Origin of the sequence: Polaribacter butkevichii, from assembly GCF_038024105.1 — a bacterium.
Taxonomy (GTDB): Bacteria; Bacteroidota; Bacteroidia; order Flavobacteriales; family Flavobacteriaceae; genus Polaribacter; species Polaribacter butkevichii.
In genome coordinates, this window is sequence record NZ_CP150661.1 from 3,224,756 (window position 1) to 3,242,576 (window position 17,821).

Consider the following 17,821-nt stretch of genomic DNA (forward strand, 5'->3'; position numbering starts at 1 on the left):
ATAGAAAACATGAAAAAAATTATTATAGTACTTGTAGTTTTTACAGTTTTGTCTTGTAAAACAACTTCTAAATCAAGTAAAAATAAAGCTTATTTGAAGCAGTCAACAAAAGAAAAAACAGCTGACTTTGTACTTGCTTTTGGTTCTTGTAATAAACCTGATCAAACAAATCTGTTATGGGATGATATTGTTGGATTAAATCCAGATGTATGGTTATGGGGAGGAGATATTATTTATGCGGACACAGAGGATATGGATAAAATGGAAGCAGATTATAATCTTCAAAAAAAGCAAAAAGGATATGCAAACCTTTTAAAAGAAACGAAGGTTTTGGGAACTTGGGATGATCATGATTTTGGAGCCAATGATGCAGGAATAGAATATCCTAAAAAAGAAAAAAGTCAGGAACTATTGTTGAATTTTTTGGGAGTTGATAAAAATTCTCCGAGAAGAAAAAAAGAAGGGGTATATCATTCTGAAGTTATAGAAACAGCTAAAGGATCTGTAAAAATTATTTTGTTAGATACTCGTTATTTTAGAACAAGTATAAACAAAGAAAGTGTAAATGGTGTTCAAGAGAGTCGTACTATTTTAGGAGAACAACAATGGGCTTGGTTAGAAAGTGAGTTGGTTAATTCATCTGCAAAATTTAATATCATTTTAAGTAGTGTCCAGGTAATTGCAGAAAAACATCCTTATGAAAAGTGGGCAAACTTTCCGTTAGAACGTAAAAAACTACTTGATGTAATTGTATCTTCAAAAGCTAATAATGTTATTTTATTGTCTGGAGATCGTCATATATCGGAGTTTTCTAAAGAAGAAGTAAATGGCTTAAGCTATCCTTTAATTGATTTTACATCTAGTGGAATGACACACGCAAGTGAGAACTTTACTAAAGAATACAATCCTGCAAGAGTAGGTAGCGTTGTTTCTACAAAAAGTTTTGGGGTGTTAAAAATTAATTTTGATAAAAAAAAGGTTGTGATGGAAATGCGTGGAGACGACACGTTACAACAAAAAATAGAACAAATTTATCCTTTATAATAATTTATAAAGGTTTCACAAGTAATATGCCCTTTGCATACAACTCTTAAAATTAGAGTTTTTTTATGTAGAACACGAAATATATTGTGTTACTTAAACTTAATTTTAAGGCTAAAGAAAGGGTTTTATGTTCAGGGATTTTAAAAGACTAATTGTTTTTCTAGTATAGAAGCAACAGTTTGACGGGTGACCCCAATAAGGTCACCCATATCTTTTTTAGATAATACATTAAAAAGAAGAAAAGGAGTTCCTTTTGTATCTATGATTTCGATATTCAATTGTTTTTGAAGAGCGGTTATTCTTTCTTCAATTTGCTTTTCTTTAATGTTTTTTAACTTTAATTCTGCAGAACACCACCTTTTTACAAGGTAAGAAATAAACCAATTGGTAATAATTGGGTTTGTTACTATAATTGTTTTAAAAAAATCTAAATTGTACAATCTAATTTTACTATCTACTAAGGCTTTTGCATATTCTTGAAACTGTCCATTTAAATATTTTAAGTTGCCAAAGAATTCCATAGAAGGTAAAATTTCGTAAACATAACTATCTCCATTCTCAGAATATCCACCTAGTTTTACCGCTCCAGTTAATACTTCATAAATGTAATTGTCTTTATTTGGTGGTAAATAAATATATCCATTCTTTTTTACATCTATTTCTAGAATATGTTCTTTGTCGTACTGTATACCTAAACTCTTTAGCTGTGAGAAAAGATCAAATTCTTCAAATTCTTTATTAACAGGTCGAATTGTATTCTTCATGATGAAAGGGGTTAATAAGTAAAAGTAGCTGATTGAAATAGGTTTGATGTTAAGCAATCATTATTTAACAATTTAATTGAGCTCATTTTTTTAATTATGATGTTTTACTGTTTGTTAAGTTTAAAGATGTTTTTTGTTGTTTCTCGACTTTAATAAAATCAACAAAAAAGTCAACCCTGTTAAGGATTGACTTTTTTAAGTGTTTTGTGATCTATAATTAGATGTAAGACTACTTCTATTTTATGATTAGGCTAACTCTTCTTTTACCATTAATAAATTAATGGCAGATTGAATTTTCTGATGTTGCATTTCTATCATTTTTCTAGTTGATGGAGCAAATTCATCATCTTTTTCTAGAATTTCGGCATATTCGTCTAAACTTGTTTTTTCACCTCTAAGGGCTTCTTCTAAAATAGCCTCTTCATCATTTGCGCTAAATAAAGATTTTAGTGTCATCCAATTTCTGTGCACTGTTCCTTTAAAAGTACCATCATCTTCTGGTATTTGTCCGTGAGATAAAATCTCTGTTCTAAGTTCTTTTGCAAATTGACTTCTTTCTGATGCTCTATTTTTAAAGAAGATTTTTAATTTTGGACTCTCTACATTTTCTGCAGCGTTTAAATACCCTTTTTCGGCATCATAATTTTTCTCTAATAATTCGTTTAATTTGTTCGAAATTTTTTCTGTGTACTTCATGTTGTCATTTTCATTTTAAAATTCCAATAGCTTGTTTTAAGATGTGTATTGTTTCACATCTGATACAAAATTATAAAAGAAGAGGCTTTGTTATTAGTTCATAAGATTTTGATTTTAACTCATTTGATTTTAAAACTTTTTTCTTCGTTTTTTTTATCGTTTTGGTTACTTACTAACGTTATTTGCGTTAGGGATTAAACGGTTTGTTTGAGCTCTTTTTGAGGTACGAAAAAAAGCGAGTAGTGAAAGCCCGCTCGAACGCCCTAAAAAATATTGATATTTAGCAGTTTAGTTTAAAAAAGGTTTTGTATTTTTGCGCCCACTTACTACGAGATGGTAAGATTTTTAATAATCAAGGTCGAGAACCTTAACAAATTAACAAATTATGTCTGTAAAGATTAGATTACAAAGACACGGTAAAAAAGGGAAACCATTCTATTGGATCGTTGCCGCTGATGCTCGTGCAAAAAGAGATGGTAAATACTTAGAAAAAATAGGTACTTACAATCCAAACGTTAACCCTGCAGTTATTGACTTAAATGTTGATGGAGCAGTAAAATGGTTACAAAATGGTGCACAACCAACTGACACTGCAAAAAACATTTTATCTTACAAAGGTGCAATGTTAAAAAACCATTTACTTGGTGGTGTTAGAAAAGGTGCTTTAACACAAGAACAAGCAGATGCTAAATTTGCAGCTTGGGTAGAAGCTAAAGAAGCTAAAATTTCTGACAAACAAGCTGGTTTATCTAAAGCAGAATCTGAAGCTAAAGCAGCAGCATTTGCAGCAGAAAAAGCAGTAAATGAAGCTAGAATTGAAGCAGCTAAACCAGTTGTTGAAGAGGTAGCAGAAGAAGTAGTAGCTGAGGCTGAAGAAGCTCCAGAAACTATTGATGATGCACAAGCAAAAGCAGCTGAATAAATTATAAATTTATACGAAGATGCGTAAAGAAGATTGTTTTTATTTAGGCAAAATCGTTACAAAATATAGTTTTAAAGGTGAAGTTATTATCAAATTAGATACTGACGAACCTGAGTTGTACACAGAAATGGAATCAGTTTATGTCGAATTTGGCACAAACTTGGTTCCATTTTTTATTGATAAAAGCTCACTACATAAAGGAAATCAGTTGCGTGTTCAGTTTGAAGACGTGTATTCTGAAGAAGAAGCAGATTCTATTTTAAAATGTGGTGTTTATTTACCAACAACGATGTTGCCAGAATTAACTGGCGATAAATTCTACTATCATGAAGTAATCGGTTTTACTGTTGTGGATGCTAATTTTGGAGAAGTTGGGCAAATTGTTCATATTAATGACAAAGCAGCACAACCTCTTTTTGAAATTGATAGAGACGGAAAAGAAATTTTTATTCCGATGGTAGATGATTTTATTAAGAAAGTAGATAGAGAAAACAATACAATAGAAGTTGATACTCCAGAAGGATTGATAGAATTGTACTTGTAATAAAAGGCATGTTGAATTTAAATATCAATAGATATTTTATAAAATTTGACATATAGAAAGGTGTCTGAGTGGTCGAAAGAGCTACCTTGGAAAGGTAGTGTACTGGCAACGGTACCGAGGGTTCGAATCCCTTCCTTTCTACAAGAAAGTATTTAAATTAAAAGTATAAAATTTAAAAAGTTCTGTGTTTAACAGAACTTTTTTTAATTAATAACATCTCGATATAAATTTGATAAAAAATCAAATTAACTCGATGAGACAGAAGGAAAATATAATGTCTAAACCATTTAAATTTAAAGAGTTTACAATCCATCAAGATAAAACGGCCATGAAAGTGGGTACAGATGGTGTCTTATTAGGTGCTTGGTGTTCTGTTGCAGACTATCCGGATACAATTTTAGATGTTGGTGCTGGCACAGGCGTAATTTCTTTAATGATTGCACAACGTTCTGACGCCATGACAATAGATGCTGTTGAGGTTGATGAAAATGCATACGAGCAAACAGTTGCCAATTTTGAAGAATCTGATTGGGGAGATCGGTTGTATTGTTACAATGCTACTTTTACTGAATTTGCAGATGAAATTGCTGAGGAAGAAGAAACCTATGATTTAGTTGTTTCTAATCCACCATTTTATACAGATGCGTTTGAGTCTGATGATAAGGCTAGAAACAAAGCACGTTTTACGTCTTCACTTTCTTTTGAAGAATTACTTGTTGGGGTTTCTAAAATTTTATCAAAAAAAGGAAAGTTTGCTGTGGTTATCCCTTTTAAAGAGGAGGAAGCTTTTATCGCTTTAGCGGAAGAGAATAATTTGTTTTTACATAGAGTTTGTAGGGTAAAAGGAAATGAAACTTCAGAAATTAAAAGATGTTTAATGGAGTTTTCTTTTGATGTAACCGAAGTGCAAGAAGAAAGCCTAATTATAGAACTAAAGCGCCATCAATATACAGAAGCGTATATGAATCTAACAAAGGACTTTTATTTAAAAATGTAATGTGTTTTATATCATTGAGAGAAACGAAGCAACCTTTAAATAAATAAGCTACTTCGTCATTCTCTCTCATGATACTATTATTTTATCCAAATACATGATTAGGATTATATCCTAAATAAGGTACTTCTTTTTCTAAAAATTTTATGCCGTAATTTTCTAATTCTTTTAAAATAGGTTCATACACTTCTTTGGTTATTGGGCGTTGTACTCCAGGAGTTTTAATTGCTCCTTTTAAAATTTTTAATGCAGCAATACCTACGGGTAAACCTACTGTTTTAGCCATTGCAGTATAGGTTTGGTTTTCTCCTGTAACGGTTAAACTACTTTCTATTTGATGTTTTTCTCCGTTTATTTCATACCCAAAAAGATGTTGCATTACTATCATGTCTTTATCATGCTCTTTCAAAGTCCAAGAATCTTCTAATATTTTTTGAAGTATTTGAGCAGGAGTAGCGTTTTTAAGTCCAATTTTTTTCTTGGCGTTAAAAATATCCAACTCAATTAATTTTTCCCACATTACATCATCCTGATCAATTTTTAAATAAGAACGTAACTTTAATTCTACAGAATCAGAAGGAGAATAGGCTAAAAATAAGTTTACAAAATCTCTATAACTCATGTTTTCAGAATCTTCAATGGTGTACGTATCATCTGTCATACCTAATTGCACAAAAATATTCCAAGCTCTAGAAAAGCCTACTTTTCTAATGGTTCCTCTGTACATCGTTGGTATATTGTCTAAGCCGTAAATACTTCTGTATTTTAAAGAATCTCTATTTGCGTAGGCTTCGTATTTAGAGTTGTTAATTTTTAAAAACTCGGTTCTTCTAAATAATTTATGATACGGAATGTACTTGTAAGTATGTTCTTGAATAAACATTGCAGCGCCTCCTTGACCTGATAAAACCACGTTTCTAGGGTTCCAAGTAAACTTATAATTCCATAAGTTGTTGTCACTTTCAGGAGCCACCAATCCTCCACAAAAAGATTCGAATAATAACATTTTTGCACCTTTGTTTCTTATATTATCTAGTACTTGCATGGCACTCATGTGGTCTATTCCTGGGTCTAAGCCAATCTCATTCATAAACACTAGGTTTTTAGCTTTTACAGCTTCATCTAAAACTTTTATTTCTTCGGATATGTAAGAAGCTGTAACTAGGTGTTTGCTAAAAAGAATACAATCTTTTGCAACTTCTATATGAAACCTTGCGGGTAACATAGAAATAACAAGGTCATTTTTTTTAATAAGTTCTTGGCGTTGTTTAGTCTTAAAGATATCTAAAACAACACTTTTGGCATTTTTATGATTGTTAATCAGCTTTTCGGCATTTTTGGTAGTAATATCTCCAATAATTATTCGTAAGTTTTCTTCATCAGATTTTTCTAGTAAATATTTTATTAGAAAAGAACTTGATTTTCCTGCACCAATAATTAGAATGTTTTTCATGAATAAAACCTATTTTTGTGTTCTTACGAAGATACTAATTTTGTTTAAAATTTAACAAAAACAAATAAATATGTTTAAAAATTTAATTATTACTTCTGTTTTAGGAATGTTAGCGATTGTTTTAGGGGCTTTTGGTGCACATGCTTTAAAAGATATTTTATCCGTGGCAGAATTGTCTAGCTTTGAAACAGGTGTACGCTATCAAATGTTTCATGTAATTGTATTGTTATTTGTAAATATTTACGAAGGGTTTAGTGTTTCTCAAAAAAATAAGATTAGTTATCTCTTTTTCTTGGGAATTCTACTTTTTTCAGGTTCTATTTACGCGATTCATTTAACATCAATTACTGCAAAATCTATTTGGTTTGTTACTCCCTTAGGAGGATTGACCTTAATTATTGGCTGGATTTCTATGATTACCATATTCGTAAAAAAGAGCTTAAATAATAACAAATAACTAATTTTAGTTTAAAAAATAATGTCATTTAAAAATAATGTGTAATTTTGCAGGTAATTAATCTATAAATAATTAAAAATATTGATATGGTAGATACAAATACGAAATCGATTTCGTTAAATAATCTAGGAATCAAGAATGCAACAGTTCGTTATCAATTAACTTCGGATGAGTTACATGATTTAACTGTTAAAAAAGGGCAAGGTGTTGTTTCTTCTTTAGGAGCAATTGCTGTAAATACAGGAGAGTTTACAGGGAGATCTCCAAAAGATCGATTTATTGTAAAAGATGAAGTTACCAAAGATGAGGTTTGGTGGAGTGATATAAACATTCCTTTTGAATCTGAAAAATTTGATGCTTTGTATGATAAAGTAGTTAATTATTTATCAGAAAAAGAAATTTTTGTAAGAGATAGTTATGCGTGTGCCGACCAAAATTACAGATTAAATATTAGAGTTGTTAATGAGCATCCGTGGACTAATATGTTTGCATATAATATGTTTTTACGTCCTACAGAAAATGAGTTAGAAACTTTTTCTCCGGAATGGACCATCATTAATGCGCCTGGTTTTATGGCAGATGCAGCAGTAGATGGTACACGTCAACATAATTTTGCTATTTTAAATTTTAGCAAAAAAATAGCATTGATAGGAGGAACAGGTTATACAGGAGAAATTAAAAAAGGAATTTTCTCTGCCTTAAATTTTATTTTACCAGTGTACAAAAATACTTTACCAATGCATTGTTCTGCAAATGTGGGTAAAAATGGCGATACTGCAATTTTCTTTGGATTATCTGGTACCGGTAAGACAACCTTATCTACAGACCCAGAAAGAAGCTTAATAGGTGATGATGAGCACGGTTGGACCGCAGAAAATACCATATTTAATTTTGAAGGCGGTTGTTATGCAAAAGTGATTAATTTATCAAAAGAACAAGAACCAGAAATTTTTGCAGCGATTAAAAAAGGTGCAATTTTAGAAAATGTAGTTTTAGATGATAAAGGTGCTGTAGATTTTGCAGATACTTCTATTACACAAAATACAAGAGTTAGTTATCCTATTTATCATATAGATAATATACAAGAACCATCCATAGGTAAAAATCCTAAGAATATTTTCTTTTTAACAGCAGATGCTTTTGGTGTTTTGCCTCCAATATCTAAATTAACGCCTAACCAAGCGGCTTATCATTTTATATCTGGTTATACCGCAAAAGTTGCAGGAACAGAAGCAGGAGTTACAGAGCCAACACCAAGTTTTTCTGCTTGTTTTGGTGCGCCGTTTATGCCTTTGCATCCAGCAAGATATGCAGAAATACTAAGTAAAAAGATGAAAGATGCAGGAGTAAATGTTTGGTTGATTAATACCGGTTGGTCTGGTGGTCAGTATGGAGTAGGTAGAAGAATGCCTTTAAAATATACTAGAGCAATGATTAATGCAGTTTTAAATGGTGATTTAGGTAGTTATACTTATGAAGATTATCATATTCATTCTGTTTTTGGCGTTGCACAACCAAGATCTTGCCCAGGAGTACCAACAGAATTGTTAAGCCCTAGAGCAACTTGGAACAATGATGAAGCTTATTACAAAACCGCTTTTAAATTGTCTAATGCTTTTAGAAATAATTTTAAGCAATTTGAACAAGTTGCCAATGAAGATATCCGTAGGGGAGGACCTCAACGGTATGCACTTTAGTGATTTTTTGTTTTTTAGGAAAACACCTCATTTTGAGGTGTTTTTTTTGTTTGCGTTAATAATAGAACTTATAGAGTTAAAGTTAGAGTTATTAATAGTGTAATTTTGAACTAGTGAAACACACATAATTAGTTTAACATTAAAAAATATAAAAACATGAGCAATAGTAGCAATACAGTAGTAGGTTTATTAGCAGGAACAGTAATAGGTGCCACTTTAGGAATTTTATTTGCACCTGCAAAAGGTAAAAAAACTAGAAAAAGAATATCTGATGAAGCTTTGGCGGCAAAAGAAAAGTTGGTAGAAACAGCAAGTGATTTAACAGAAAAGGTTTCATCAACAGTTTCTACAAAAAAAGAAACCTTAGATGAGCAAATAGAAGAGGTAGTCTCTAATGTTAGTCATAAAGCAGAAGATGTTATTTCTACACTAGAAAAAAAATTAAAAGAGTTGAAAGAGCAAAATAAGAAATTACAAAAATCTGCCTAATAAATGAGCATATTCGATAATTTACAAAATTCTGCAGATAAAGGCACCAACATTGGTAAAGAGTATGCTTCTAAAACTTTAGAGCATACAAAATTAAAAGCTTTTCAGGTTACAGCCTTAACCATAAGCATGATTGTTAAACTTTTTTTTATAGGAAGTTTGGCTGTTTTAGGGTTTGTTTTTTTGGCAGTTTCTAGTGCAATTGCACTGGGAGACTATCTAGAAAATATAGCATTGGGCTATTTATTTGTAGGATTATTTTTTTTAGTTATTGCTATAATAATTTATCTTTTTAGAAAATATTTTGATAAAAAAGTAATTTATAAAATATCTAAAATATTTTTTGATTAGTAATTGTAACTTAAAAAAACAAAATGAAAAGATATCAAAGTTTTGAAGAAATTGATAGGGATTTAAAGAGATTATCCCTAGAAAAACAAATTGCTTTAGAAGAACTGAAAATGGTTAAAAACGATTTTCAAGAAATTCTAAAGCCAATGAGTCTTGTAAGCAACGCGCTTAGTGCTTTTGGTAAGTTTGGGACTTTTATGTTTATTAAGAAAATGTTTAAATAATATTTTATTTAAACAAAAGTTAATAATTTTTTCTTAAATCCGTTTGGGGTAATGCCATACTTTTCCCTAAAAATTTTAGAAAAGTAGCTTCTGCTACTAAACCCAATTGTGTACACAATCTGAGAGATATTTAAATCTGTATTTTTTAATAGATCTCTTGCAGACTCTAAACGAATATGTCTTATATATTCTGTAACAGTTCTATTGTATAAAAACTTAAAGCCATCTTGTAATTTAGCTTGGGTTAATCCAGTGTCTAAAGAAAGCTCTTCTAGCGTATAATTTTTAGCAGGATTTTTTACAATTTGTTTTCCTAATTTACGTACTATTTTTAATTCCTCTTTAACAAGAGATGTTGGCAATGGTACACCTTCTAAAAGACGATTATGTTGCTGTATGTGTAAGGATAAGATTTCGTAAACACGAGCCTCAATTTTAAGAATACGTAACATTCCTTTTCCTTTTACATTCTTTATTTGCGATATGATGTCTGCCATTTTTAAATTCAGCGTTCCATAATTTGCAAAACGATAATCATGATCTGTATCTACAAAAACTTCGTATAGTTTTTCATTTAAAGTAGAAACGTTAGTGGTTCTTTTCTTTAAAAATTTCTTTCTAACAATTTCTATAAGATTAATTTCTAGAGTTTCATTTTTAGGAAAATGGAGGTAATTATAACCCCCTGTTTTATTGGTGAAAATTAACGATTGAAATTGTTCTATTTTACTTTCTTTGTTATCAACACCAAATCGATGTTTAAAAGAACCAATTGATGGATAAATAAAGCGTAACGGATTAAATTCTGGAACTGCCTGAATTTTAAAAATAAATTCTTTGTGTAGTTTAATATCAAAATCTAACAAATTTACGCCCCAATCAAAAGGGATAAACCTAATTTTTCCAATACCATTTTCATTATTAATGGTAAGTATACTTTCGCTCCAATTACTTGTAACAGAACCTCCTATTTTTTCAGCAATCTGCTCAAGTAAGTCTTTGTCACTATCCGCAATTATTTCTATTTCAATCATAGTGATAAAATCATTTAAACAAACTGTTAATATGCGCTCCGAATAAAAAATTAAAAATAGTTTAAATTTTTTATAAATAGGTTAATAATTATACGAATAGAATCATAAAAATAAAGGAGGCTAATTATGGTGCTGATAATCTTTGTCTAACAAGAAATTTAAATGAGTTAAACATTCGATTATATGCATTCATTAGAATCTTAAAACAGCCATATTTTTGTGTAACAGAAAGTTGTTACCTAATAATTAATTACAATTTTTTTGTTAAAGATGTACATCGTTTGACATCTATAAAGGAAACAAACGTTCATATAAAATACTTATCATTATGACGTATACAGAACAAGTAGGAGAAAAACTAAATGTAATTTTAGAAAAAACCTTTGATGCTGAAAAAGGATTTAATAAAGCCGCTGAAAACATAGAAAACAAGGCGCTAAAAAATTATTTTAAAGCAAAATCTCAAGAAAGAAATATTTTTGGGCACGAATTAAAAGAAGAAATTAAAAGCTTTAATCAAGAAATAGATAAAGGTGGTAGTGTTGCAGGTGCTGCTCATAGGGCTTGGATGGATATAAAAACTCTTTTTTCTTTAGATGATGAAGAATCGATGTTAGAAGAAGCAATTAGAGGAGAAAAAACAGCGGTAAAGGAATACGAAGATGTAATTAATGAAACCCAATTGCCTTCTAGCACAAAATCTTTATTAGTGTCACAAAAAAATAAAATTGAAAATGGGTTATATAGTATTAAAACTTTAGAAGATATAAGTTAATAGTTTTAGTTTAGTTAATTGGTTGTAGGTTGTCTGAAAAGGCAACCTTTTTTTTATATAATGATTTTGTTTGAGTTCAAATGTAATGTATAAGAGTTAACTGCTAGTTGATAAGTGTTTTACATTTGTAGTGTAGGAAATAATTAACCAAATTATTTAATTTATTAACCATTAAAACTTAAAAATATGTTACGTTGGACAGTCACTTTTATAATAATAGCATTAATTGCAGGTGTTCTAGGATTTGGAGGAATTGCAGGAGCTGCAGCCGGAATTGCTAAAATAATTTTTATAATCTTTATTATTCTTTTTTTATTATCTCTAATTACCGGTAGAAAAAAAGTATAATGAATTACACTATAATTTTATTTAGATTAGATTTTAGATAATTCATAAAATAAAAAAAGCATCCAAATTTGGATGCTTTTTTATGTATTAGCTAAAAAAGTACTAGTTTGTTTTTTCTGCAATAACTTCGATGTTTTTAGCGATTTCTTTTTTTATCACATTTACAGAAACAATGTTTCCTGTTTCTTTAGCTTTTTGTTCAATTTCTTCTATGGTTCCTTCTATTTTTAGAACCTCTTCAGTTACAACACCGTTCATAATTTTTGTAGTTGTAATAGTTGCTGCTGCTAAATCTCCAGTAGTTTGTGTAATTTCTACTCTAACATCTTTTTTAGAATTGTTGTAATCAGAAACGGCATTACTATTTAAAGCAATACTCGGTGCAATTACAAGTGCAACAACAGACATTAATTTTAAAAGAATGTTTAAAGAAGGTCCAGAAGTATCTTTAAAAGGATCTCCAACAGTATCACCTACAACAGCAGCCTTGTGAGCATCTGTTCCTTTTTTACCTTGCTCTTCAATTGTTTTTTTAGCATTATCCCAAGCACCACCTGCGTTAGATTGAAAAATAGCCATTAAAACACCACAAGTAGTTACACCCGCTAATACACCACCTAACATTTCTGCGCCACCAATAAAACCAACAGCTACAGGTACAGCAATTGCTAGTAAACCTGGTAATACCATTTCTCTAATAGATGCTTTTGTAGAAATATCAATACATTTTCCATAATCTGCAACACCATCTGCGTCGTCAAAAATAGCTCTGTCTTCTTTAGAAGCTTTTGTCATATCAGAATCATACTTACGCATTACTTCTAAGGCAGCTTTTAATTTAGGAATATCTCTAAACTGGCGTCTAACTTCTTCTATCATAGCCATTGCAGCTCTACCTACGGCATTCATAGATAATGCAGAAAATACAAAAGGTAACATACCACCAATTAATAAACCTGCCATAATTTTAGGCTGAGAAACATCAATAGCAATTACATTTGCAGTTTTCATAAAAGCAGCAAATAACGCTAAAGCAGTTAAAGCTGCAGAAGCAATAGCAAATCCTTTACCAACTGCTGCCGTTGTATTACCCACTGCATCTAACTTATCTGTACGTTCTCTAACTTCACTTGGTAATTCTGCCATTTCAGCAATACCACCTGCGTTATCACATATTGGTCCGTAAGCATCTACTGCTAATTGAATACCTGTATTTGCTAACATACCTACTGCTGCAATAGCAATACCGTATAAACCTGCAAAATGATGAGATACTATAATTGCTGCTGCAATTAAAAGAATAGGAATCATTGTAGACATCATACCAACACCTAAACCAGCAATAATATTTGTAGCGGCTCCTGTTTCTGATTGTTTTACAATAGACATTACTGGTTTTTTACCTGTAGCTGTATAATATTCGGTTATTTTACCTACACCTAAACCAGCAACTAAACCAGCAATTGTTGCCCAAAACACACCCATTGCTCCAGAAGGTAAACCTTCTATAGATTCCGGAATTAAAGCGTTAATAATAAAGTAAGATGCTACAACCATTAAGCCAGCAGAACCAAATTCACCAATATTTAAAGCCGTTTGTGGGTTTCCACCGTCTTTTACTCTTACAAAAAAAGTACCTAAAATAGACATTAATATACCTACAGCACCCAAAACTAAAGGTAAATAAACGGCACCTAAGCCATCAAAACTAGGTGTTATAATAAAAGCTCCTAAAACCATGGTACCAATTATAGAACCTACATATGACTCAAATAAATCGGCTCCCATACCAGCAACATCACCAACATTATCACCTACATTATCTGCAATTGTAGCAGGATTTAAGGGGTGATCTTCTGGAATACCAGCTTCTACCTTACCAACTAAATCGGCACCAACATCAGCTGCTTTTGTATAAATACCACCACCAACACGTGCAAATAAAGCTATAGATGAAGCTCCTAATGAGAAACCAGAAAGAATATTTAATACCATTGCTAAATTTTCTGCTCCGGGCCACATGTTTTGATAAAGCATAAATAAGCCGCTTAAACCTAAGATACCTAAACCTACAACGCCTAAGCCCATTACAGCGCCACCTGCAAAAGCAACTTCTAAGGCACGGCCTAATGATGTTCTTGCTGCTTCTGTAGTTCTAACATTTGCTTTAGTTGCTACTTTCATACCAATAAAACCTGCGAGTGCAGAGCAAATTGCTCCTATAATAAATGATACTGCTACCATTCCGTTAGAGCCTACTTCATTTGTACCCTTAAAGAATAGTAGAATGGCTACAGCAATTACAAAAATTGCTAAAACTTTGTATTCTGCTTTTAAGAATGCCATTGCTCCATCTGCAATGTTTTTTGCTATTCGAGACATTTTTTCGTCACCAACTGCCTGTTTAGAAACCCAACCGCTTTTTAGAAAAACGAAGATTAATGCTACCACACCAAAAAGGGGGAGAAATTTTACGATTACTTCCATATTTATTAATTTGTAGTTTGATTTATTTTTTCTTAATAAGCTAAAGTAAGAAAATATATCTCACAAAAAAAACCGATGTAAATTAAAGATATCGTATTTTAGGGTGGTAAAAATTATATTATCCATACTATGACTTATGTCAGTTTTGTTTAGATATCTAATTGAATTTTGATATTACAAACAAATAACGGATAACTATAATCGATAATAAAACAAAAAAACCATCTTAATTTTAAGATGGTTTTTGTTTTACGCTGTAGTTTGCTATTATATAGTAAACGTTCTCTTTTTCTTGTGTTCGCTATCGTCATAACGTTTAACACATTCATCATATATTTTAATTGCAGCAGCTGCATCTCCCCAACCACCAGTATCAACTTTTTTCTTTTCTAAGTCTTTATAAACTTGAAAAAAGTGTTCAATCTCTTTTAATCTGTGAGGATTTAAATCTGCAATATCTTCTTTTTTACTCCAAATTGGATCAGAAACAGGTACACAAATTATTTTTTCATCCGGACCTTTTTCATCTGTCATATAGAAAACTCCAATAGGTCTAACTTCCATAACTACCATTGGGTAGGTTGGTTGATGTCCTAAAACTAATACATCTAATGGATCTGCATCTAATGCTAAAGTTTCTGGAATAAACCCGTAATCACCAGGGTACATCATAGATGAAAATAACATTCTGTCGAATCTAATTTTGTGTAATGTAAAATCATATTCATATTTATTTCTACTTCCTTTAGGTATCTCTATAAGTACATCAAAAGTTACTTGTTTTTTCTCTTCTTTACTCATTGGTTTTGGTTCTTTCATTATTTGGATTTACACAAAAATAGTTATAAATTAAATTTTATTTTAGCTTTTAGGGCGTAAATTTACGCAAAGGTTTTCGAATAGGTTAAATATCAGAATAAAAAAACCATCACTTTTATTATTTTAAAAATTAAATCTTAAACCTGCGGTTATACCAAATTTTCTTGCTTCTGGATTATCTAAGTAGTTTCCTCTAAAATTAAAGTCTACTCGTAATATTTTAAAAATGTTGGCAACTCCCACGCTGTATTCATAATAGGGGTCTTTAGAAGGAGCTCTTAAAAGTATTTCATTACTATTGCCTGTTGTATTAAGTGCTATATTTTTGTCTGAAATATTTCCTATAAAAGTCTTAAATCCTATTACTGTTCTTAATTTTGTCTTTTTTAACAAAGGTATCCTAGAAAATATTCTTCCATTAAAATTATGCTCTAAATGAAAAGAAGCGTATTTATCTGTTGTAAATTCGTAAAAATTTAACAGGTTAAATGTGTTGTTAAATATAAAATAGGTTTGGTTTCCAGGAGCAACACTTAACAAACCTAAAGGTACTTCACCAAATGTTTTACCTGTTTCTAGAGATGTTTTTAATCTACCTAAACCTCCAATTTCCCATAATTTAAAAAATGAAAATTGAACCTTTGTATAATTAAAGTCGCTATCAAAAATATTTTTACTACCTCGAGTTATTTGTGTAAAGTATTGTGTAAAATCTGTGTTTGCGGCATCTCTTTGAACTCCAAAACCAGACATTTTTCTTTTAGGATAATAGCCTGCAGAAAAAACAGTTTCTAATTGTCTTATTTTTGATGAAATACCTGTTGTAGCGTCAGCATCATTATAATCTAAACTAAAAGTGTCTGAAGCAGAACTAAGTGTTTTGTAATTTGCAGAAAGTTTTAATATTAGGTTTGGTGTTGGTTCAATTTCTCCTGTAAGGGTGGTAATATTAATTTTAGTTAGTTTATCATTTGTACCAGTTCCTATTAAAGAAGAGGATCCGTCGCTTCTACCTAATACGTCTGTAGTAGCAGTTAAAGTTGCTCCAATTTGTTCTATATCATTCTTTTTACCGCCCGTAATTATAAATCTGTTTTTTTTGTTGACGAGCCATTTTGCCTGAAAACCATATTTTAGGTTTTTATCTTTAAAACCATAAGCGGTGTAAGCTTCTAATCTAAATAAATCGTTTGTAGATTTATAGGTTCGTCCTCCAACTCTTACCCGCAATCCTTCTACGTCGTTAAAACCAAAAGTAGAAAAGATGGGGCCATAATCTATATTTAAAGCATCGATTTCAAAATATCCAGAATAGGCTGTTTGAACTGCTTTGTTAATGTTTTTAAACTTTTTAACGGTTTTTAAGGTGTCTATTAGTTTATAAATTCCTTTTTCGTTTTCATTTAACTCCTCTAATCTGTTCTCATTCCAAAACTCTTTAGGTTTACTATAGGAATCTTCATTGGCCGTAAAAACTTTTTTATCGTAAAAACGTTCATCTTTTAAAGGTTTATTAAAAACATAATCTTTATAGATGGTTGTTTTTTTACCGTACACTCCTCTAGATTTGTCTTTTTTACTAAGCGCAAAATCAGATAATAAATAATCTCGCTTTAAGACAAAAATAGAGTCGTTAAGTAACTCAAATTCTTGTTCTATATAAACGTCTTTAACCCAGTTTATATTGGCGTTTTTTACTACTTGTAAGTTAATTTCTTTTACGGCAAAGGTAGAATCGTTTACCCAAAAGTTTCCTTTAAAAGTAAGTTCGTTTTTTCTTCTAGGGTAATAAATAATATTATAACACCATTTTTTACCAATATAGGTGCTGTCTGCTAAAACATAATTGTAATTATTTATTCCTGTTTTAGATAATGGGCTAACAAAGCTTTTATCAAAAATTTTTAAATAATTATCATAGATATTGTATTCAGAATATAAATCATCAATATAATTTATAAGTTGTTGGTCTTTGTTAAAACCAGAGTTTTGATTGGCTATTAAAACTTCTTTTTCTTTTTTTAAAATATTATCACCATACACTTCAGAGAGTCCTTCGTTTAAAAATACAGGTAAAAAAGTTTTTCCTGTTACGCTAGAAGTATCAATATCTTTAAAAACAAACTCTAGGCCTTTAAATATTTTTTTCTGTTGTAGTTTCTTATCGATTGTATTTAAATCGAATTCTACTTTTGTATATTTCTTATATTGATATTGATTAAAATGACTTAATCCATTTTTACGCTTCTGTGCCCAAATTTTTCTAAGAATATCAATTGCAGGATTATTTTTTTTAGGTTGTTTACCTGTTACTATTATTATTTCTTTTAGCGCATCTGTTTCTTCTTCTAACGTAAATTTTAGATTGTAGTTAATTTTTGCTGCTAAAGGAATAATTAAAGTTTTAAAACCAATGAAAGATATTTTTAGTTCTTTCCAATCTTCTTTAGATTCTAAATAAAAGCCACCGTTTTCATTGCTTGTTGTTCCTTCTGTAGATCCATTAAATTGTATGCTACAATAAGGTATTGGTATGTTATCTATGTCTGTGATAATACCTTTTACTTTGGTTTGTGCTACTAAAGAGATGGCACAAAAAAGGATGCTAATTAGAGTTAATTTTATTTTCATGATTAATAAATAATCCTGGTTATATTTTGTAAAGCTTTAAATAATGTGTTTGTTAATGTATTATTCTTAAGTCGATATTTATTTATTTTATT

At 30.5% G+C, this 17,821-nt stretch carries 18 protein-coding genes and 1 tRNA gene; 12 read left to right on the plus strand and 7 right to left on the minus strand.

Annotation, left to right across the window (positions count from 1 at the left end):
- The first annotated feature begins 9 nt into the window (after nucleotides 1–9).
- Complete coding sequence (locus WG951_RS13445) at nucleotides 10–1,044, plus strand: alkaline phosphatase D family protein (RefSeq protein ID WP_105047472.1); 1,035 nt, start codon at nucleotides 10–12, stop codon at nucleotides 1,042–1,044.
- Between the two features lie 140 nt (nucleotides 1,045–1,184).
- Here the strand turns inward: WG951_RS13445 and WG951_RS13450 are convergent, their stop codons facing one another.
- Nucleotides 1,185–1,808, minus strand: coding sequence for a Crp/Fnr family transcriptional regulator (locus WG951_RS13450; RefSeq protein WP_105047473.1), 624 nt, complete (start codon nucleotides 1,806–1,808; stop codon nucleotides 1,185–1,187).
- Nucleotides 1,809–2,054: 246 nt separating this feature from the next.
- On the minus strand, nucleotides 2,055–2,504 hold the full coding sequence (locus WG951_RS13455; RefSeq protein WP_068448781.1) for a ferritin-like domain-containing protein: 450 nt from the start codon (nucleotides 2,502–2,504) through the stop codon (nucleotides 2,055–2,057).
- A gap of 385 nt (nucleotides 2,505–2,889) precedes the next feature.
- Here WG951_RS13455 and WG951_RS13460 point away from each other — a divergent pair, with 385 nt between their 5' ends.
- The 4 genes from WG951_RS13460 to WG951_RS13475 all read left to right on the plus strand — a co-directional run bounded on the left by WG951_RS13460 (nucleotide 2,890) and on the right by WG951_RS13475 (nucleotide 4,967).
- Nucleotides 2,890–3,426, plus strand: coding sequence for a 30S ribosomal protein S16 (locus tag WG951_RS13460; protein WP_105047474.1), 537 nt, complete (start codon nucleotides 2,890–2,892; stop codon nucleotides 3,424–3,426).
- Nucleotides 3,427–3,445: 19 nt separating this feature from the next.
- The gene (rimM, locus tag WG951_RS13465) at nucleotides 3,446–3,970 is read left to right on the plus strand and encodes a ribosome maturation factor RimM (RefSeq protein WP_105047475.1); all 525 of its coding nucleotides are present in this window, start codon (nucleotides 3,446–3,448) and stop codon (nucleotides 3,968–3,970) included.
- A gap of 54 nt (nucleotides 3,971–4,024) precedes the next feature.
- A tRNA-Ser gene (locus tag WG951_RS13470) sits at nucleotides 4,025–4,111 on the plus strand.
- Between the two features lie 133 nt (nucleotides 4,112–4,244).
- On the plus strand, nucleotides 4,245–4,967 hold the full coding sequence (locus tag WG951_RS13475; RefSeq protein WP_105049312.1) for a tRNA1(Val) (adenine(37)-N6)-methyltransferase: 723 nt from the start codon (nucleotides 4,245–4,247) through the stop codon (nucleotides 4,965–4,967).
- Between the two features lie 82 nt (nucleotides 4,968–5,049).
- On the opposite strand, the gene WG951_RS13480 is transcribed toward WG951_RS13475, so the two are convergent.
- The gene (locus tag WG951_RS13480) at nucleotides 5,050–6,417 is read right to left on the minus strand and encodes a saccharopine dehydrogenase family protein (RefSeq protein ID WP_105047476.1); all 1,368 of its coding nucleotides are present in this window, start codon (nucleotides 6,415–6,417) and stop codon (nucleotides 5,050–5,052) included.
- A 70-nt stretch (nucleotides 6,418–6,487) separates the two neighbouring features.
- Between WG951_RS13480 and WG951_RS13485 the strand changes: the two genes are divergently transcribed.
- From WG951_RS13485 to WG951_RS13505, 5 genes are all read left to right on the plus strand, one after another.
- Nucleotides 6,488–6,874, plus strand: a complete 387-nt coding sequence (locus WG951_RS13485) for a DUF423 domain-containing protein (RefSeq protein ID WP_105047477.1) — start codon at nucleotides 6,488–6,490, stop codon at nucleotides 6,872–6,874.
- Between the two features lie 86 nt (nucleotides 6,875–6,960).
- Nucleotides 6,961–8,571 carry a phosphoenolpyruvate carboxykinase (ATP) gene (pckA, locus tag WG951_RS13490; RefSeq protein WP_105047478.1) on the plus strand — a complete coding sequence of 537 codons (1,611 nt, stop codon included), beginning with the start codon at nucleotides 6,961–6,963 and terminating at the stop codon, nucleotides 8,569–8,571.
- Between the two features lie 156 nt (nucleotides 8,572–8,727).
- Nucleotides 8,728–9,060: a YtxH domain-containing protein gene (locus WG951_RS13495; protein WP_105047479.1), complete on the plus strand. Its 333-nt coding sequence runs from the start codon at nucleotides 8,728–8,730 to the stop codon at nucleotides 9,058–9,060.
- Nucleotides 9,061–9,063: 3 nt separating this feature from the next.
- A complete protein-coding gene (locus WG951_RS13500) occupies nucleotides 9,064–9,411 on the plus strand; it encodes a hypothetical protein (protein WP_105047480.1) in 348 nt (115 codons plus the stop codon).
- 23 nt (nucleotides 9,412–9,434) lie between these two features.
- On the plus strand, nucleotides 9,435–9,635 hold the full coding sequence (locus WG951_RS13505) for a DUF6327 family protein (RefSeq protein WP_105047481.1): 201 nt from the start codon (nucleotides 9,435–9,437) through the stop codon (nucleotides 9,633–9,635).
- Between the two features lie 8 nt (nucleotides 9,636–9,643).
- Here the strand turns inward: WG951_RS13505 and WG951_RS13510 are convergent, their stop codons facing one another.
- Nucleotides 9,644–10,669 (minus strand): helix-turn-helix domain-containing protein, encoded by a 1,026-nt coding sequence (locus WG951_RS13510; RefSeq protein WP_105047482.1) that lies wholly within the window; start codon nucleotides 10,667–10,669, stop codon nucleotides 9,644–9,646.
- A 328-nt stretch (nucleotides 10,670–10,997) separates the two neighbouring features.
- Here WG951_RS13510 and WG951_RS13515 point away from each other — a divergent pair, with 328 nt between their 5' ends.
- Nucleotides 10,998–11,444, plus strand: a complete 447-nt coding sequence (locus WG951_RS13515; protein ID WP_394365373.1) for a ferritin-like domain-containing protein — start codon at nucleotides 10,998–11,000, stop codon at nucleotides 11,442–11,444.
- 186 nt (nucleotides 11,445–11,630) lie between these two features.
- A complete protein-coding gene (locus WG951_RS13520; RefSeq protein WP_105047484.1) occupies nucleotides 11,631–11,792 on the plus strand; it encodes a DUF1328 family protein in 162 nt (53 codons plus the stop codon).
- A 102-nt stretch (nucleotides 11,793–11,894) separates the two neighbouring features.
- On the opposite strand, the gene WG951_RS13525 is transcribed toward WG951_RS13520, so the two are convergent.
- The 3 genes from WG951_RS13525 to WG951_RS13535 form a co-directional block, all read right to left on the minus strand.
- Nucleotides 11,895–14,279, minus strand: a complete 2,385-nt coding sequence (locus WG951_RS13525; protein WP_105047485.1) for a sodium-translocating pyrophosphatase — start codon at nucleotides 14,277–14,279, stop codon at nucleotides 11,895–11,897.
- A 267-nt stretch (nucleotides 14,280–14,546) separates the two neighbouring features.
- Nucleotides 14,547–15,098 carry an inorganic diphosphatase gene (locus WG951_RS13530; RefSeq protein ID WP_394365374.1) on the minus strand — a complete coding sequence of 184 codons (552 nt, stop codon included), beginning with the start codon at nucleotides 15,096–15,098 and terminating at the stop codon, nucleotides 14,547–14,549.
- A gap of 123 nt (nucleotides 15,099–15,221) precedes the next feature.
- Nucleotides 15,222–17,729, minus strand: coding sequence for a DUF5686 family protein (locus WG951_RS13535; RefSeq protein WP_105047486.1), 2,508 nt, complete (start codon nucleotides 17,727–17,729; stop codon nucleotides 15,222–15,224).
- Between the last annotated feature and the right edge of the window lie 92 nt (nucleotides 17,730–17,821).

What these genes read in the sequence shown, in the direction of transcription:
- WG951_RS13530 (WP_394365374.1), bottom strand. Translation starts at nt 15,098, where the DNA reads ATGAAAGAACCAAAACCAATGAGTAAAGAAGAGAAAAAACAAGTAACT.
- rimM (WP_105047475.1), top strand. Translation starts at nt 3,446, where the DNA reads ATGCGTAAAGAAGATTGTTTTTATTTAGGCAAAATCGTTACAAAATAT.
- WG951_RS13445 (WP_105047472.1), top strand. Translation starts at nt 10, where the DNA reads ATGAAAAAAATTATTATAGTACTTGTAGTTTTTACAGTTTTGTCTTGT.
- WG951_RS13450 (WP_105047473.1), bottom strand. Translation starts at nt 1,808, where the DNA reads ATGAAGAATACAATTCGACCTGTTAATAAAGAATTTGAAGAATTTGAT.
- WG951_RS13485 (WP_105047477.1), top strand. Translation starts at nt 6,488, where the DNA reads ATGTTTAAAAATTTAATTATTACTTCTGTTTTAGGAATGTTAGCGATT.
- WG951_RS13505 (WP_105047481.1), top strand. Translation starts at nt 9,435, where the DNA reads ATGAAAAGATATCAAAGTTTTGAAGAAATTGATAGGGATTTAAAGAGA.
- WG951_RS13455 (WP_068448781.1), bottom strand. Translation starts at nt 2,504, where the DNA reads ATGAAGTACACAGAAAAAATTTCGAACAAATTAAACGAATTATTAGAG.
- WG951_RS13510 (WP_105047482.1), bottom strand. Translation starts at nt 10,669, where the DNA reads ATGATTGAAATAGAAATAATTGCGGATAGTGACAAAGACTTACTTGAG.
- WG951_RS13520 (WP_105047484.1), top strand. Translation starts at nt 11,631, where the DNA reads ATGTTACGTTGGACAGTCACTTTTATAATAATAGCATTAATTGCAGGT.
- WG951_RS13535 (WP_105047486.1), bottom strand. Translation starts at nt 17,729, where the DNA reads ATGAAAATAAAATTAACTCTAATTAGCATCCTTTTTTGTGCCATCTCT.
- WG951_RS13515 (WP_394365373.1), top strand. Translation starts at nt 10,998, where the DNA reads ATGACGTATACAGAACAAGTAGGAGAAAAACTAAATGTAATTTTAGAA.
- pckA (WP_105047478.1), top strand. Translation starts at nt 6,961, where the DNA reads ATGGTAGATACAAATACGAAATCGATTTCGTTAAATAATCTAGGAATC.
- WG951_RS13480 (WP_105047476.1), bottom strand. Translation starts at nt 6,417, where the DNA reads ATGAAAAACATTCTAATTATTGGTGCAGGAAAATCAAGTTCTTTTCTA.
- WG951_RS13525 (WP_105047485.1), bottom strand. Translation starts at nt 14,279, where the DNA reads ATGGAAGTAATCGTAAAATTTCTCCCCCTTTTTGGTGTGGTAGCATTA.
- WG951_RS13500 (WP_105047480.1), top strand. Translation starts at nt 9,064, where the DNA reads ATGAGCATATTCGATAATTTACAAAATTCTGCAGATAAAGGCACCAAC.
- WG951_RS13495 (WP_105047479.1), top strand. Translation starts at nt 8,728, where the DNA reads ATGAGCAATAGTAGCAATACAGTAGTAGGTTTATTAGCAGGAACAGTA.
- WG951_RS13460 (WP_105047474.1), top strand. Translation starts at nt 2,890, where the DNA reads ATGTCTGTAAAGATTAGATTACAAAGACACGGTAAAAAAGGGAAACCA.
- WG951_RS13475 (WP_105049312.1), top strand. Translation starts at nt 4,245, where the DNA reads ATGTCTAAACCATTTAAATTTAAAGAGTTTACAATCCATCAAGATAAA.